General features: G+C 34.2%; 13 protein-coding genes and 1 pseudogene. 6 read left to right on the top strand and 8 right to left on the bottom strand.

What is annotated here, in order from left to right; all coding sequences use genetic code 11:
- Positions 1-73: 73 nt before the first annotated feature.
- From CD112_RS10930 to CD112_RS10900, 7 genes and pseudogenes are all read right to left on the bottom strand, one after another.
- Positions 74-565 (bottom strand): annotated as a pseudogene (locus CD112_RS10930) (PTS transporter subunit EIIC); the annotation flags it as partial.
- Between the two features lie 15 nt (positions 566-580).
- Entirely contained in the window at positions 581-910 is a 330-nt protein-coding gene (locus CD112_RS10925; protein ID WP_002480473.1) for a PTS lactose/cellobiose transporter subunit IIA, read from the bottom strand.
- 326 nt (positions 911-1236) lie between these two features.
- A complete protein-coding gene (locus CD112_RS10920) occupies positions 1237-1851 on the bottom strand; it encodes a PepSY domain-containing protein (RefSeq protein ID WP_057510943.1) in 615 nt (204 codons plus the stop codon).
- A 189-nt stretch (positions 1852-2040) separates the two neighbouring features.
- On the bottom strand, positions 2041-3195 hold the full coding sequence (locus CD112_RS10915) for a serine hydrolase domain-containing protein (protein ID WP_103364314.1): 1155 nt from the start codon (positions 3193-3195) through the stop codon (positions 2041-2043).
- Positions 3196-3285: 90 nt separating this feature from the next.
- Positions 3286-4437 carry a serine hydrolase domain-containing protein gene (locus tag CD112_RS10910; RefSeq protein ID WP_103364313.1) on the bottom strand — a complete coding sequence of 384 codons (1152 nt, stop codon included), beginning with the start codon at positions 4435-4437 and terminating at the stop codon, positions 3286-3288.
- 51 nt (positions 4438-4488) lie between these two features.
- Positions 4489-6141, bottom strand: a complete 1653-nt coding sequence (locus CD112_RS10905) for a phospho-sugar mutase (RefSeq protein ID WP_103364312.1) — start codon at positions 6139-6141, stop codon at positions 4489-4491.
- Positions 6142-6269: 128 nt separating this feature from the next.
- Entirely contained in the window at positions 6270-6743 is a 474-nt protein-coding gene (locus CD112_RS10900) for an RrF2 family transcriptional regulator (RefSeq protein WP_057510946.1), read from the bottom strand.
- A 128-nt stretch (positions 6744-6871) separates the two neighbouring features.
- Here CD112_RS10900 and CD112_RS10895 point away from each other — a divergent pair, with 128 nt between their 5' ends.
- The 5 genes from CD112_RS10895 (at position 6872) to CD112_RS10875 (ending at position 14554) form a co-directional block, all read left to right on the top strand.
- A complete protein-coding gene (locus tag CD112_RS10895) occupies positions 6872-7789 on the top strand; it encodes a DMT family transporter (RefSeq protein ID WP_103364311.1) in 918 nt (305 codons plus the stop codon).
- Between the two features lie 208 nt (positions 7790-7997).
- Positions 7998-9260 (top strand): LCP family protein, encoded by a 1263-nt coding sequence (locus CD112_RS10890; RefSeq protein WP_103364310.1) that lies wholly within the window; start codon positions 7998-8000, stop codon positions 9258-9260.
- 18 nt (positions 9261-9278) lie between these two features.
- Positions 9279-9749 (top strand): DUF2538 family protein, encoded by a 471-nt coding sequence (locus CD112_RS10885; protein WP_002480465.1) that lies wholly within the window; start codon positions 9279-9281, stop codon positions 9747-9749.
- Positions 9750-9844: 95 nt separating this feature from the next.
- On the top strand, positions 9845-10267 hold the full coding sequence (locus CD112_RS10880; protein WP_023015848.1) for a GNAT family N-acetyltransferase: 423 nt from the start codon (positions 9845-9847) through the stop codon (positions 10265-10267).
- A 444-nt stretch (positions 10268-10711) separates the two neighbouring features.
- Positions 10712-14554: a glucosaminidase domain-containing protein gene (locus tag CD112_RS10875; RefSeq protein WP_103364309.1), complete on the top strand. Its 3843-nt coding sequence runs from the start codon at positions 10712-10714 to the stop codon at positions 14552-14554.
- A gap of 109 nt (positions 14555-14663) precedes the next feature.
- On the opposite strand, the gene CD112_RS10870 is transcribed toward CD112_RS10875, so the two are convergent.
- Entirely contained in the window at positions 14664-15083 is a 420-nt protein-coding gene (locus CD112_RS10870; protein WP_002480462.1) for a MarR family transcriptional regulator, read from the bottom strand.
- 149 nt (positions 15084-15232) lie between these two features.
- Between CD112_RS10870 and CD112_RS10865 the strand changes: the two genes are divergently transcribed.
- Complete coding sequence (locus CD112_RS10865) at positions 15233-16243, top strand: acyltransferase family protein (protein ID WP_002480461.1); 1011 nt, start codon at positions 15233-15235, stop codon at positions 16241-16243.
- Positions 16244-16371: the final 128 nt, after the last annotated feature.

The raw sequence follows: 16371 nt of genomic DNA, 5'->3' as shown, positions 1-16371 counted from the left end.
AATAAGACAGTCAACAGTCCTAACGAGGTTAAGATTAAAGATGTTTCATTTCTATTGTAGTGTGTGGTGTTAGCATTTTGATTGTGATGTTTCTACCAATACAGAATTTATAGATGTTCGGCACGATGAATGCGACTAAGAATGCTGCGATTAATCCTTTAGTACCTAATAATTCAATGCTGATACCATCTTTGATTGGTTTAACTGCTAAGATTAATAACGAAGCTTCAGCAGCTACGAAAGTTGAAATTACGTTGATTTGGTTCGTTTTAGGTAATTTCAAGTTTCTGTTGTCGGTAAGTGATTTAGTTACAGTACCTGCCATGAAGACGGCTAACATACCCATCGTGAAGTTATAAACTTTCATGATGATGTCTTCAATATTTTTAGGCCAGTGGAATCCCCATACGTTTGGTACATAAGCTACCAAGATAAATAAAGATGAGAATAAAACGACTGGCATTAAAGCTACGAAACCATCACGGATTGCAGTTAAATACGGGTTAGATGCAATCTTTTCAAAGAAAGGTTTCATTTTTTCAATCATTTTAATAATTTTATTCATGCTGTCACCTGCTTATTAGTGTTTTAAATCACGGAGTTGTTCATATAAGTCAATCATGTAGTTTGCTGCGTCTCTCAAAGCCATTGTAGTCATCAAATGGTCTTGACCGTGAACCATGATAAAACTAATATCAGATGCTTCTCCTGCTGCTTCTTTCGCTAACATTTGCGTTTGTTCCTTATGTGCTTCTGTGATAAAGTTGTTGGCTTCAACAATGTGTTGACGTGCTTGTTCAAAATCGTTTTCTTTAGCAGCGGCTAAAGCTGCCATTACTTCTCGACGTGCATCACCTGCAATCGCAACGATTGTGAAACCAATCATCATGTTTTCTTCTTTGTTGCTCATGGTGTTTCCCCCTTAGGTTGAATTAAAATGTGTAATTTACAATTATCAACGCCAACGATACAACATGAACATATAAAAAATTATCGCAGCTTTTTATGTTCGTTATTGTTCGTTTTTGTTCACAATGATAATGTAACTTTTTAACTCGTACTAGTCAATTCAAATTTTAAAAATTATAGTTGTTTCAAGCGATTTATGACAAATAAGTTACATAATCTACATAAAATTGACAGCGCTTTAAAGATTTGAATGAATTCCCTTTCATTTTGACGTAAAAAAAAGACTACCTAGGCATTAACCTAAGTAGTCCATTTCGTATTTAAAGATTAGTCATCTTTTTCATTTTTTAAAATTTTAGCTGTTTTCGCATCTAAGCTGAACTCTTGTTTAGAGTTGCCTTTTTGTAAGTCTACATCGTAAACGAATTTACCTTCGTCACTATCTCTTGATAATGACCATTCATGGATATCACCATTGAAGTTGTCTTTCGCTTTTTTGATGATTTCATCATAAGGTTTGAAGTCTTCATATTTGAATGATTTTGCTTTGTCATAATCATCTTCTTTTTCAGTTGATTTATTCATGACTTTGCCATCTTTACTGTTGATGATAACTTCTCCTTCTTCACCTTGTTTTTGTAAATCGATTTTATATGCCCATTTGCCTTGTTCTTTTTCAAATGAGATTTCTTTTAATTCACCATCATATTCTTTCTTAGCAGTTTTTACTGCATCTTCAGGTTGAGTTTTAATATCTCCTAGTTTAATAACGTTACTGTTTTTACCAGTCTCGCTTGTACCAGAAGTATCACCTTTTTGTTTTTGTTCTGTATTGGCTTTTTGTTCTGAATCATTTTTGTTTTCATCGCTTGATCCGCCTTGTCCACATGCAGCAAGTACTAAACCGGAAGCGACTAATAAAGAAAGCATTTTTTTCTGCATATCGATTCCTCCTTGTATTTATATACCCGTTACGCCATGAATTATTTAAATTATTCCCAATATTTTGTGTTATTATACATTTAAATATATTGTTTTCTCTTTATTTGAGAAATTGTTTCCAAACAAAATAGACTGTCTCGCTCTACATATCACTGTAGATGAAACAGTCTATTACTTCACTTTTTTATTCTACTGTTTTGCTTTTTTAGTAGGATCTGGTTGTTTCAGATAATCCATAAAAATCTTTTTCATTAATGTTTCATTCTTACCAACTGGTTTTTGATAGTTAGTGCCCATCACTAATATATAATCCTTATTGAAGTAGCAAGTAAATTGTTGCCCATAAAAGATACCATTCGCGCGCGCACTCTGACCAAAACTGTAAAAGCCATAACGATATGCATGTGGAAACTCTTTGGTGTTCACTTCATGTAAGAGTTGATTTGTAGTATGTGCATTAAACATCTTCTGATTTTGTAATGCTAAGACAAATTTCCCCATGTCTCTAGGTGCCATATACAAATTACCTGCCCCATAATATTGATCCATGTATGCAGGAAACTCTGGTATTTTTAATTCATTATAGCCTTTAGCCATATAAGGTTTATAAGCAGTGTTATTGTAAAAGGCTGTTTGGTTCAATTCATATGGTTGCACAAAGTTTTGATTGAAATAATCTGCATATGACATCTTAGTGACCGCTTCAATCACCCGCGCTAACACAATATAATTCGCATCATTATATTGATGCTTTCTAAACATATCCGGCTGCAACCCTTGTTCCTGCAACATATGAACTGCTCCATCTATACTATGGATATTCGTTTTCGGGCGAAACATTTGTATACCGCTTTGATGCAGCATAAAATCACGCAGAATCAAAGGTTCATTGGTTTGAAACCAAGGTAGATATTTTGTCACTTCATCGTTGATGTTGAGTTTACCTTCTGTTTCTAACTTTTTAAGCATCATACCTGTCATAAACTTTTGCGCTGACCCAATCAAATACATTGAATTAGGATTCGTCTTTTTACGATTGATAAAGTCTTGATAACCATATCCTTTATCCATCACGAGTTTACCTTGGTAATATATCGCAATATCACCATTGAACTTTTGTTTTTTCAAATATTCATCAATGGCTGTATAGCGCACATTCTTTTCATTCATTACAGTTTTATAACTTCCAACTTGAACTGATGGATGATTATCTTTAGTTTTCAAAAAGTTATGATGATGTCCGTATTGTTGAAAATGTTTCCAATTTAAATAATAGGTTATCACACCGGCTATAAGTGCGACCATTAGTATAAATATCATTATCTTTATTAGTTTTCTCTTCATTGTTGTCCTCTTCACTTGATGTCACGTCTTGAAATGATACGTTAGTTGATTTGATATCGTTTTTGTTTTGATATTAAAAAACGGTTTAAATCAAATGACTCTACTTTTTTTAGTTGGATCTGGCTGATGTAATTGTTTCACAAAAATATCTTTCATATAGTGTTCATTAACGTATTTCGGATATTGATAGTTCGTTCCCATTACCACGATATAATCTTTGTTAAAATAGCTGGTCATTTGATGACCGAAAAACATACCATTAACACGATTACCATTATCATAACTATAAAAGCCGTAACGATAAGGTTCATTGTAAGTTGGTGTGTGTAATTCGTATAATAACCCTTCCGTATCTTTTGGAGATAAGATTTTATTTTCTTGCAAGTTTGCGATCAGCTTTGCCATATCTCGCGTTGACATAAACAAATTACCTGCACCGTAGTAATGGTCCATAAATTTTAAAGTCATCGGTTGTTTTTCAGCATTGTAACCTTGTGCCATAAACGGTTGATATTGTGTTTCATTATAGAAAGCTGTTCTATATAATTGGTTCGGATTTTTTAATTTTTCATCAAAGTATTGATCAAATGACTTGTGTGTCACTTTTTGGATAACATCAGACAATATAATGTAGTTCCCATCATTATATTGATGTTTATGATATTTACCCGGCTGAATGCCTGCACGTTGTAACTCTCTCGCAACATCTTCATTACTGTGTGCTGTATTGCTGCCAGTAAATTTCTTTAAACCGCTTCGATGCAGCATTAAATCCTTCAAATAAAGGGATTGCTCTGTTTTAAACCACGGCAAATATTTATCCAATCGGTCATTAATATTTATTTTGCCTTCACTTTCTAATTGTTTCAATAATAAGCCTGTTGTGAACTTTTGAGAAGAACCGATCAAATACATAGAGTTCGGTGTATTTTTCTTATTCTCTTCAAAATTTTGATAGCCATACGCTTTGTCCATAATTAACTGACCCTTATGAAAAATCGTAATTGTACCGTTAAAACCTTTTCCTTTTAAATATGCATCAATTTTAGGGTCTACTGCATTATCTTTCATTACAGTATAGTAATTTGCTTTTTCTTTTGACTGTGCATTTTCACTTATTTTCGGTAGTTGATGCTGACTATAGCTTTGATGATGTTTCCAATTTAAATAAACCGAAAATACACCAACCAAGAACGTAACTACAACGACAAAGATAATGCCGTTCTTTATTCTTCTATTCATTCATTTCCTCTTTTATCGATATGTCTTTCTTGTTAGTTTAATTCATTTTTATTAATCCAAATACGTTTGTTCAAATTGTGTAACAACAGCTTCTAAATCTTCAACATTTAATGAGAAGTACACTTTGATTTTAGGTTCTGTACCTGAAGGTCTTAACGCGATAAAGCCTTCATCTAAAATGAAGCGGATTAAGTTGCTTTGTGGTAATGTTGTTTCCACTGTTTGATGATTGACTAAGTCTGTAATGGTCTTCGTTTGATAATCTTCAATTTGTTTCACTTTTAACCCAAGTAATGTATCTGGTTGTTCTTTTCTGAAACTTTCAAGTAAATCATTTATTTTTTGTCTGCCTGAAGCACCTTCAAATTTAGGTGAAATCGTTTTGTCTTTGAAGATACCTGTCAAAGCATAAACTTCATCTAAGACATCTTTAAACGTTTTACCTTGTTGGGCTAATTCATTTTTGTATTTAACCACTAATGGAATCATTTGAATCGCATCTTTGTCTCTTGAGAATGGTGCTGCTAGATAACCGTGGCTTTCTTCATAACCTAATACCAATTGTTCATCAGTATCTTGTTTGTTTTGAAGAATTTCAGAAATAAATTTGAATCCTGTTAAAACTGTATTACTTTCTAAATCTAATGCTTGTGCTAAGCGATCACTGGCTGCACTGCTGACGATAGATTTCACCATGTATAACGGTTGGTTTGTACCTTCTGCTTTTAATTGGTCATGACGCAGTTTTAATAAGATTAAGCCGATTTCATTGCCGTTGAAGTAACGGTGTGTGCCATCTTTGTAGCGTTCGATCATGCCGAAGCGGTCAGCATCAGGATCCGTTGCTAAAATCAATTGGGCATCTTCTTGATCCGCTAAACGTAAACTATACGTAAAGGCTTGTTCTTCTTCTGGGTTCGCATAAGCAACTGTCGGGAAGCTGCCGTCAGGTTGTGACTGTTCTTTTTCGATGACATAATTGCTGTAATTTAATTTTTCAAAGATTTCGGATAGAATCGGTAGACTTGTACCATGTAAACTTGTTAACGCAATTTTTTCAGTCTGCGTTGGAATTGAATCAACTAATTTAATTACTTCTGCTTTATAAGCTTCTGTAACATCCTCTGATAAGTATGTAATGAAGCCATTGTTTAGTCCTTCTTCAAAATTTCCGCCTTCAATGTCTAATGGATCTTCAATTTGATTAATATAACTACTCAACATCTCAGAAGGTTGAGGCAATAATTGACCGCCGTCTGCACCATAAATTTTAATTCCATTATATTCTTTAGGATTATGACTCGCTGTAATCATAACACCAGCGTCTGCTTCTAAATAACGTACCGCAAATGATAATTCAGGTGTAGAATTATAACGTTTGCCTACTACAGCTTTCACTTCATATTGTGCTAGTACTGCTGCGATTTCATGTGCGAATTCTTCTGATAAGAAACGTGTATCAAAATGAATCACGACTAATGATTCAGGTTTGTGTTCACTTAAATATTTAGCTAAACCTACCGCAACTTTACGCACTGTAAAGGCATTTAAACGACCAGGTCCTAAACCGATTAACCCTCTGATACCTGCTGTACCAAAAGCGAGTGTATCTTCAAATCCTTCATTTTTAATATTTTCAGTTTGATCTTTATAAAACGCTGAAACTAAACTTTCATCTATCTTATTTTCCCAATTCAATTTCATACTTACTTATGCTCCTCTCTATGATTTAAATCTACTATAAGTCAATAGTCCTCAATAATAGATAATATTACTTCACTTCAATAGTTTTATTATAACTTATGTTTTTCAGATTGACATACATCTCTGGACTAAATATTCTCACTGACCCAAGACTGAAGTTCTGTTAAATCATAATGGTTTTTTATATCTTTTGATACATTTTCAAGTGTAATACTAGTTAAAGTATTTATTAAAGTTTCCTCAATAATTGTTAATGATTCAGTTACCGCACATTTTTGTGCTTTTTCACCTTCATTTTCACCTAAAAAATTACGTAACAAGTGTTGGCTCGCGAATATTTTCCCTCTGCCTTCTACTGCCATGAACACATCATAAAATGTAATTTCTTCTAAAGGTTTTTCTAATGAAAATCCACCATTTTTACCTGGCGTTGAAATAATGAGTCCTTCATTTACGAGTAACTTAATAATTTTCTTTAAATATGAATGTGAAGTATTTAATCGTTCGCTTAAAGCAAGTGAATTGATACTTTTTCCGTCAGGTAATTCATTTAATATAAGTAAAACATAGATAGATTGTTCCCATCCTGATGATAATTTCATATTGACACACCATCCTTAAAGTTTTAATTTATACATTAGAGATAAACAATATCCCTAATAGAGATTTATACTTACAATTATTGTATAATTTTTTCTAATTTTTTTAAATGAAAGTGAGGAGATATACCATGGAAAAGCTAAGTTCTAAACATACGTTTCTTTTCAGTATAATTTTCACAACAATTTTTATGGGTTCTTCGTTTCCTACAGGAAAATATTTAATATCCGTTGATGGTACACCTCCATTTTATATTGGCGGATGGCGTTTTTTAATCGCAGGTCTACTTATGTTATTAATCACCCTTGTTTTACGTGGTTGGCGCCCGCTCGTGCCCGCTTCTAATCAAAACATTACTAAAGGAACAATCCTTGTCATTGTTATTGGCTTACTGCAAACAGCTGGTACAATGGGCTTTTTAAATTTATCAATGGCTAAAGGATTGTCATCTTCAATGTCATCTATCATTTTATTTACAAACCCTTTATGGTTAGCTTTTTTAGCCCATTTTCTATTAAATGATAAATTGACAAAATTAAAAGTATTAGCGTTATTTCTAGGTATTACAGGTGTAGTAATCTGTTTAGGGTTAGATAAATCAACTTTAGGTATCGGTGCATTTTATGCACTCTTAGGATCTTTATGTTGGGCTATCAATACAGTAGTCACTAAAATGGTTTCTTTCGATAAAGGGCCATGGGTCCTCACAGGTTGGCAACTATTTATCGGCGGGTTTATCATGTTGATTATTTCTGCTGTTTCCAATGAACACTACCATATTTTAGACTTAAGCTTTTTTGGCTGGTTTAATTTAATATGGCTTATTATCCCAGCATCTATCGGATCGTTCGGCTTGTGGTTTTTAAGTCTTCGTATCGGTGGAGCTACAGTCGCAAGCAGCTTCTTATTTTTAGTCCCAGTTTCTTCAACAATTTTCTCTATTATTTGGTTACATGAGAAATTTACTTTCAGCTTAGTAATCGGCGGTTTATTTGTAGTGATTGCTTTAATAATCGTTAATCATCATTCAGCACAGTCAAACGAGTGATGTAATTTATTAGAAGTTTTTCTGATTTATCTTTAGTAATCTGCTGTTTTGTGAAATAATAAGTGGGATACAAAGTTTGTAATTTAGCCATATTAGTATTAAAATATATGGTTATAATGAGCAAAATTATCGGCAATCCATGAGCGGTGCATTAGCTGCCTATTTATAGGATTGCTACATCTTAAAATTGAAACCGGGAGCAAGACTAATGAATAAAATTTTCAAGTATTTTTTAATACTTCTTTCACTCGTCCTGGTCATTATTCCTATTATTTTCGCAGTGATGTTATATAAAACTTCTAGAAGCGCAATCGATTCATCGTTCAGCGATAATTCCAATAGAGTATCGAATTTACGTGATGGTAAAGTCAATCCTGCAAAGGAGCCGATTTCTATACTTTTTTTAGGAATAGATGATAACAAAGGCAGACGAGAAGGCGGTCAAGCCACTGAGAAGTCACGCACAGACGCAATGATTCTTTCAACATTCAATCCTGATAAGAAACAGGTCAGAATGTTAAGTATTCCACGAGACACTATCAGTTATATTCCTAAAGTCGGTTACTTTGATAAAATCACACATGCGCATGCATTTGGTGGACCGAATGCTTCAATGGATGCAGTAGAAGCTACATTAAATGTACCAGTCGATTACTATGTACGTATTGATATGGACGCTTTCGTACAAGCTGTTGATGAACTTGGCGGTATTTATTATGATGTGCCATACATTTTAAATGAGCCGAATACAGGCGATGATGGTCGTATTAAAGTCAAAAAAGGCTATCATAAATTAAATGGCGATCAAGCATTAGCTGTAGCTAGAACAAGATATCATGATTCCGATTTAAAACGAGGACAACGTCAAATGGATTTAATTAAAATCCTAGCAACAAAAGCGCAAAAATTAGATAAAGTAAACAAACTTGATAACTTAATTAAAATTGTAGGTAAAAACTCAAAACATAACCTTTCAAACAAAGATATCCAAAAATTACTTACGACTTACCTTCCAGCTGATTTAGATATTAAAACAGCCCAAATCGAAGGAGATAACGAATTACTTAATGGTATCTATTATTACAATCCAGATATCAAAAGCATCAAGAAATATGCGAACTTACTACGTTCGGATTTAGGTCTATCTAAAATCAAAGATAAAGATGAATTCTTAAACGAACGCGTTATCAAACAATATGGTGAGTTAATACCATTAACACCAATTGATGACAGTTTATTAAGAGAAAATCAAAAAGATACGACTGAAGATGAAGAATCTGATGACCAATCTCAAGATGAACAATCAAATAATAATCAACAATACGATAATTCGGGTAATGAACAGTGGAATAACCAACAAAATCCAAATAACGGCTTTAATCAAAATCAGAACCCAGGTAATCAACAAAATCCGAATATGAATAATAACCCAGCGCAGCAACAAGCGCCTTCTGGTCAAGACTTTTATTAGAAAGAGGAGCGATAACGTATGCCACGTAAAACCTATGAGAAATTAAATAATATCAATGGAATGTTCGGTATTTTAGAGCAACAAATCATCCACAGTAAAGATATGGCACATTTCAGAAATGAATTCTTCTATGTGAACCATGCGCATAGAGAGAATTATGAAGCGTTACTGCTTTACTATAAAGATAGTGTTGAAAATCCATTTATTGATGGTGCTTGTTATATCGTTGCCCTGCCTGAAATCTTTGATCGTGTAGACGTATTCGAATCTGAACTACCCTTCTCTTGGGTTTATGATCAAAATGGAATTACTGAAACCATGAAAAGCATCAGTGTTCCAATTCAATATTTAATTGCGGCAGCTCTTGAAGTGACTGACGTTAATATTTTTAAACCATCAGGTTTCACAATGGGTATGAATAACTGGAATATTGCGCAAATGCGTATATTCTGGCAATATACAGCCATTGTGCGTAAATATGCCCAATAATTAATCAATCGTTACAGCGCATGAATGCATGCATCTGTAACGATTTTTTTGTACGCTTATATCGTATCTAAAAAATAAATATGAGGATGATGAATATGTTTAAAATCGCAAAAAGCAAAAAGGAAATGCAAGATGTGTTTGATGTAAGAATCGAAGTCTTTGTGCATGAACAAAATGTACCTTTAGAAAATGAATTGGATGAATTCGAAGATGTCTCTAAACATATTATCGGATATGATGATAACCAACGCCCTATTGCGACTGCACGTTACAGAGATTACAATGGTGTTGCAAAAATGGAACGTGTTGCAGTTTTGAAAGATTACAGAAAACAAGGGATTGGTCGCGATTTAATGAAATATATTGAAACAATTGCGAAAAACGATGGATTTTCAAAAGCAGTTTTAAATGGTCAAATTCAAGCACAAGCTTTTTATGAATCACTAGGTTATAAAGCCGAGGGCGACGTATTTCTAGAGGAAAATATTGAACATATAACAATGTCGAAAGCGTTATAATTTCTATGAAATTTACAATTTTTATAGATTAAAAGCCATATTAATGTAACCTTTAGTAACTATTTACTTTATAAACAATTGAGCACTCACATTAAGGTTTGATTACAAATCGATTAAAAACCTCTCTAACCTACTTGAGTCGTATTATAATATATGAAAATGATATATTACATAGTTTTGACATAGTGTCATATTCATTCAGTCTGCTAGTAGCTTTGTGTGTAGAAATGATATGACCTGGATAAATGTTAATAATGCGTTTCAACAACTACCAATGTGTTAATAACATCATCAAGTCATCTATTTTCTAACGTCACCCACAGATTTGAACTTCACTGACGTTAAGAATCAAACATCTAGGAAATTCAGAATTACCAATCCAGACGTTTATCTACAGACTGTAATATATTCAAAATAATATATTGTTAAAAGGAGTATCATTTTATGTCTAAAAAGTTTCATTACAAAACCCCAGCAATCATTGCATTAACAATCGCAGGATCTGCTATTACAACGCACCAAGCATATGCGCAAAGTAATTCAGAAACTTCAGAACCTACAAATACTACAAGCAATGTAAACCAGAATCAACAGCCGACAGGTAATCAAACGGCTCAAAATCAACAAGCAACTCAGGATACAGCTAAAACTATTGCTGGTACACAACAATACAAAGACCCTACACAAGTACAGCCAAAAGAAAATGATGAGAATTTGAGTTACGATTCTAAACTTGATCAATTAAATAATCAAGCAGAACCAAGTAATGAAGCAAATGCACAACCAACTGCAGATGCTCAAAACAATACAACTGATCAACCTGCTAATGTTACACAACAAGATACAGAACAAACAAATGCACAGGCTCAAAATGCGCAGGTAACAGAACAACAAAAATTAGCTGAACAACAAGCTCAAGCTGCTCAACAACAAGAACAAGCAAATAAACAACAAACTCAAGAAGCACAACAAGCTGTTCAAAAACAAGTTGTATCTGAACAAAACAAAGCTTCTCAACCTGAAGCACAAACATCAGTAAATCAAACAACACCTCAAAAAGTTGAGCAACCTAAAGCAACAACATATGCAGCACGTTCAACTGAACCTGTAACGACTTTCCGTTCAGTACAACAACCAACACAAACTGCAGCACGTTCAGTACAACAACCTACGCAAACAGCAACGCGTTCAGCACAAACTACACAAACTGCAACACGTTCTGCGCAACCTGCACAAACAACTTATAGTGCACCTAAACCATCACTACCAAAATATAAACCAACAGTGAAATCATCAATCAATGATTACATTCGTCAACAAAATTACAAAGTACCAACGTATGAGCAAGATTATTCTTCATACATTCCTAAATATAATTATCGTTATGGTAAACCTGAAGGTATCGTAATCCATGATACAGCGAATGAAAATTCAACATTGAATAACGAAGTTGCTTATATGAAAAACAACTGGCAAAATGCCTTTGTTCATGGTTTCGTAGATGGTAATCGTATCGTTGAAACAGCGAACACAGACTACCTTGCATGGGGTGCTGGTCCAGTAGCCAACGAACGTTACATTCACATGGAACTTGTGCATACACATGATAAAGATTCATTTGCGCGTCAAATGAACAATATCGCTGACTATGCAGCAACAAACTTACAATATTATGGTTTAAAACCAGATAGTGCTGAATATGATGGTCGTGGTACAGTATGGACTCACCGTGCAGTTTCAAACTTCTTAGGTGGTACAGACCATGTCGATCCACATGGTTACTTACAATCACGCGGCTATAACTATGATGCGCTTTATGATTTAATCAATGAAAAATATTTAATCAAAGAAGGCGTTGTCGCACCTTGGGGTACTGCATCAAATACAACAACACAACCGACTCAACCTACTCAGCCAACAACTAAACCGACAACAAAACCTAGCACAAATACATCTCAATTAAAATTAATTCCAGTAGATTCACTAGGTCGTCTCAACAACACTAACAACGGTTTATATAAAACAGTTTATGATAAAGCTGGTGTTCAAAACTCAAACTTAAATAACCAAACATACCGCTTAACTAAAAAAGCGTTATTAGGTGACAAATCATTCTACTTAATCAGTGATTATAATAAAGGTACAAATTATGGTTGGGTACAAACTGGCGACATCACATACAAAGTCGGCCATCCTGTTACAACTAATACTAAAACTTATGGTGTTCAATCAGGCACTAAATTATACAGCACACCTTGGGGTACTGATAAACAAGCTGTCGCAACTGTTTCAGGTACAGGTGCACAAGCATTTAAAGCTTCTAAACAAACAGAAGTCAGCCCTACTCAATTTGTATACGGTACTGTAAACGGTAAATCTGGTTGGGTAGATATCGCTAAATTATCTAACTACACTGCACCTAAAACAACAGTCAACAAACCAACAACACAAGTAAAAGGTGTAAGTACTACAACACCTTCTAAAACAACAACGACAAAAAAAGCTGTGAAACCAGCGACAAAACCTGTCGCAAAAACTACAACTAAAACAGCAGTTAAACCTACTGCTAAACCTGTTGCAAAAACAACGACTAAAACAGCAGTTAAACCTGCAGCTACAACAACTAAAAAAGTTGTTAAACCAGCAACTAAACCAACTACTGCAGTTAAAACTACTAAAACAGCGGTTAAACCTGCAGCGAAGAAAGTTGTTAATACAGTAAAATCTGTAGCGAAAACAACTGCTCAAAAAGTTCAACCTACTGCAAAAGCAGCTACAACAACTAAAGCAGTTTCAAAACCAGCAACAACAAAAGCTGCAACACAAACAACTAAAGCACCATTAAACAAAACAATTACAGTAAACAAATTAGGTCAATATGTATCTGATAACTACGGTTTACGTGCAAGTGTTTATGATAAAAAAGGTGCGAAAGCTGCGAAATTCTTAGGTTACACTTACAACATCACTAGAGAACGTAACCAAGACGGTACATTATACTACCTATTACAAAATATCGGTTTAACTACGCCACTTGGTTGGGTTAACGCAAAAGATGTAAGAGTTGCGGATAAAGGTCTTGTAACACCTACATCTCAACAATACAGCGTTAATACAAAATCAAATGGTCTGTACACAACACCTTGGGGTACAGCAAAACAATTAATTGATCCATTAACAAAACAAAATGGTACATTCAAAGCAATTAAACGTACTTTAGTCAACAAAACACCTTATGTATACGGTACTGTAAATGGTAAAACTGGTTGGGTCGCTGAAAAAACATTAACACCTAAAACAACAGCTAAAGCTGCGACAACTTCAGCACAAAAACAACAACCAGCTGTGAAATACAACCACGACTATATCGTGACAAGCAATAAAGGTTATTACTACAAAACGCCAAATGGCCAAGTATTAGGTTCATTAAAAGACCAATTCGGTAACATCATTACAGTTTTCGAAAGACAAGTAGTTAATGGTGTGACTTGGTATCATGGTGTCTTAGCTAACGGACAAACAGCTTGGGTTAAAGCTGCAGATGTTCGTAATACATTGACACGTACAAATGTTTCTGACTACTCATTTGATCAAGCAGTCGCAAAACAAATGAACTTACCTTGGTCACCTAAAGTTCAACACGTGCCTGGACAATGGGATGATGCATCAGAAGATGAAGTAAGAACTGCGATGGACCCTAGAACTATCACAGAAGATGCGACACAAAAATATCAATTCTTACGTTTAGACAAAGCACAAGCCCTTTCAGCAAGCAGTGTAAATAAATTACTTGAAGGTAAAGGGATTTTAGAAGGACAAGGTGCAGCTTTCACACAAGCAGCTAAAACATATGACATTAACGAAATCTATTTAATCTCACATGCCTTACTTGAAACTGGTAACGGTACATCTGCTTTAGCTAATGGCGGTTATGTCAACAACGCCAACAAAGTTGTGACAAACGAACCTAAAAAATACTACAATATGTTCGGTATCGGTGCGATTGACACAGATGCAGTACGTGGCGGCTTCAAAACAGCAGCACACTACGGTTGGGATACTGTAGAAAAAGCGATTATCGGCGGAGCTAAGTTCATCACAAGCGACTACTTAGATAGAGGTCAAAACACACTTTACCGCATGCGTTGGAATCCAAGCGAACCAGCTACGCATCAATATGCGACTGACATCAACTGGGCAAGCCACAATGCGACAAGAATGAAACAAATGTATGATAAAATCGGTGAAACTGGTAAATACTTCGATACAGATATTTATCGCGTTTAATCCCAATTATCATTTTGATATTTGAAAAGGACCTGCAGCGTAATAATAAAATGCTGCAGGTCCTTATTCATTAAAATACGGTATACAAGTTCTGTATACCGCATTCTTTTTAAATGTAAAAGGTTTTTTTATTTAATTTTGCTAGTAAGTTATATAATGTTTCCACATCTTCAGCGGATAACTCTTCACAGTGTTTTTGTAACCATTCTCGGCGAGCGTCATTAATTTGATTGATTAATTCTTCGGATTTCGGCGTGACACTTAATACTTTACAACGTAAATCATGGTTCGATTGAATACTGATTACATAACCTAAATTGACGAGTTTTTTAATCCATCTTGAAACAATAGATTGTTCCTTTCCTATTTTCATTGTTAAATCATATTGTGATAAACTATGATGCTCATTCAAAATTCGTAAAAGTTCAATTTGTTCAGTTGTTAAATTAGCGCGTTGCCCAAAACGTTTATTTACGATAATCAAATCATTGTGTGTCAGTGTTATTTGTTGTTCAAGTTGTTTAAACATAGATGTTATACCCCGCTAGTTTTAATATACATATTATAAGTTTTTTGCGGAAAATACACAACATTAACTTGCAAAAGTTGTTTATCTTGCATTTAAGTTGGTATGTATAATACGTTAAGATTATCTAAAATCTCAAAAGGAGTTTACATATGCATAAATCACTATCCCATAGAGATTATTATTTTGATAATGCCCGTGCCTTTTTAATTTATTTAGTGGTATTCGGACATTTATTAAACCCTTATGTAGAAGGACATAAGCACATGGGTGCACTGTATTTATTAATATACAGTTTCCATATGCCCTCTTTCCTATTTATAAGTGGTTACTTTGCGAAAAATATCGGTAAGCCGGATCATTTAGAAAAAGTTGCGAAAAAACTATTAGTACCTTATTTTGTGTTCTTTAGTTTCTTCTCAATCTATTATTATCTGACAGGTAAAAGCAGTCACTTGCAGTTGGATCCATTTGATCCTGTCTTTGCGTTATGGTTCTTAATTACGCTCTTTATCTTTCATGTTGTCTTAGTGATTGTAAAAAACTATAAAGCTTATTACGTATTACCGATTGCTGTAATAGTGTCTTTATTGGCAGGATTCTCTTCTGATATCGACGGCTATATGAGTTATTCAAGAACGATTGTGTTCTTCCCTATTTTCTATCTAGGGTTCTTAATGAATAAACATCAAGCGATGTTACTGAGAAATAAGAAGTTAATTCCAATTTCATTATTGATTTTAGTTGGATTCTATATCGTATATATGATTCATCCGATTAATTCTGATTGGTTGCTCGGCAGCTCACCATATAGTTCTTTAGATGGTCCTGACGTCTATAGTCCATTGAAACGTCTATTGCTCTATATCATTATTTGTGCCACGATGTTCTCATTCTTGAACCTAATCCCTTCAGGATTACATTGGTTTACGTATATTGGCCAACGTACTATGTACATTTATCTGTTACACGGTATTGCGATTGGATTGATTCGAGGCTTTAAACTTTATCCTTTCCAGGACCCAGTTACGTTGTGGACTTACCTATACTTGATTGGTTTAACAGCACTCATTGTCTATCTGTTATCCACAAACTTTGTAGCAAAATGGACCAATCCAGTCATCAATCTCAAGTCACCATCAAAATTTAAATCTAAATTATAAAGTATTGTGAGGTAAATCAACTTTGCCTCACTTTTCTTTTGACAATTATCGACTTAAAATTAAAGCAATTCAGACTTTTTGACGGTTTTCAGTGTTACAATATGATAAGATAGCATTTACTTACATAG

Origin of the sequence: Staphylococcus simulans (assembly GCF_002902285.1) — a bacterium.
Classification (GTDB): domain Bacteria; phylum Bacillota; class Bacilli; order Staphylococcales; family Staphylococcaceae; genus Staphylococcus; species Staphylococcus simulans.
This window is presented reverse-complemented; position numbering and strand designations above follow the sequence as displayed.